At 68.0% G+C, this 1,527-nt stretch carries 1 protein-coding gene; it reads left to right on the forward strand.

What is annotated here, in order from left to right; all coding sequences use genetic code 11:
• Positions 1-118: 118 nt before the first annotated feature.
• Complete coding sequence (locus tag WAX14_RS24180; protein ID WP_422630580.1) at positions 119-1,504, forward strand: cystathionine beta-synthase; 1,386 nt, start codon at positions 119-121, stop codon at positions 1,502-1,504.
• Positions 1,505-1,527 lie beyond the last annotated feature (23 nt).

Raw genomic sequence — 1,527 nt, forward strand, 5'->3', positions numbered from 1 at the left:
GTCGGTAGCTCCCGCTACCGACAAACGCGCGCGGGCAGCAGTGTTTCTGTCGTGTTTCTTTCGGCCCGGCCCTGCGGTCGGCAGTCCGGGCCGCTTCGCAGAATGAGAACATGGACCCATGCGCATCGCGGATTCCGTCGTCGACCTCATCGGGAACACCCCCCTCGTCAAGCTCAACTCGGTCGTGAAGCCGGGTTCGGCGCTCGTCGCGGCGAAAGTCGAATACCTCAACCCCGGCGGCAGCTCGAAGGACCGCATCGCGGTCAAGATGATCGACGCCGCCGAGGCGTCCGGCGAGTTGAAGCCCGGCGGCACCATCGTCGAACCGACCTCGGGGAACACCGGCATCGGTCTGGCCCTGGTCGCACAGCAGCGCGGCTACAAGTGCGTGTTCGTCTGCCCCGACAAAGTGAGCGAGGACAAGCGCAACACCCTCAAGGCATACGGCGCCGAAGTCGTGGTGTGCCCGACGGCGGTCCCGCCGGAGCACCCGGACAGCTACTACAGCGTCTCCGACCGCCTCGCCCGTGAGTTGCCCGGCGGCTGGAAGCCCAACCAGTACTCCAACCCCGGTGGCCCCGACAGCCACTACGAGACCACCGGCCCGGAGATCTGGCGCGACACCGACGGCAAGATCACACACTTCGTCGCAGGCGTCGGCACCGGCGGCACCATCACCGGCACCGGCCGCTATCTCAAGGAGGTGTCCGGCGGGAAGGTCAAGGTCATCGGCGCCGACCCGGAGGGTTCGGTGTACTCGGGTGGCACTGGCCGCCCCTACCTCGTCGAAGGGGTCGGCGAGGACTTCTGGCCCAGCGCGTACGACCCGGCGATCCCCGACGAGATCATCGCCGTGTCCGACGCCGACTCGTTCGAGATGACCCGTCGCCTCGCCCGTGAGGACGGCCTGCTCGTCGGCGGTTCGTGCGGCATGGCGGTCGTCGCCGCGCTGCAGGTGGCCGAGCGTGAAGGCCCCGACGCGGTCGTCGTGGTGCTGCTCCCCGACGGTGGCCGCGGTTACCTGTCGAAGATCTTCAACGACAAGTGGATGGCGTCCTACGGTTTCCTGCGGTCCCCGCTGGACGGCAAGCCCGACGACTCCACCGTCGGTGATGTGGTGCGCGGCAAGTCCGGTGACCTGCCCGACCTCGTGCACACCCACCCGTCCGAAACCGTGCGCGACGCCATCGAAATCCTTCGCGAGTACGGGGTATCGCAGATGCCGGTCGTCGGCGCTGAACCACCCGTCACCGCCGGTGAGGTCGCCGGGTCCGTGAGCGAACGCGAGCTGCTCAGCGCGGTGTTCGAGGGTCGCGCCCAGCTCGCCGATCCGGTTGCCAAGCACATGAGCCCCGCGCTGCCGCTCATCGGTGTGGGGGAGTCGATCGGCGCCGCGACCAAGGCGTTCGGTGACACCGACGCACTCATGGTCATCGACGACGGCAAGCCCGTCGGTGTGATCACCCGCCACGATCTGCTCGGTTTCATCAGCGCAGGATCCTGACGAACGGCGGCGCGGTCCCGGTG

Source organism: Rhodococcus sp. (in: high G+C Gram-positive bacteria) (assembly GCF_049299235.1).
Classification (GTDB): domain Bacteria; phylum Actinomycetota; class Actinomycetes; order Mycobacteriales; family Mycobacteriaceae; genus Rhodococcus.

Bases quoted from the DNA above. Each gene is read 5' to 3' on its own strand.
- WAX14_RS24180 (WP_422630580.1), top strand. From the start codon at position 119: ATGCGCATCGCGGATTCCGTCGTCGACCTCATCGGGAACACCCCCCTC.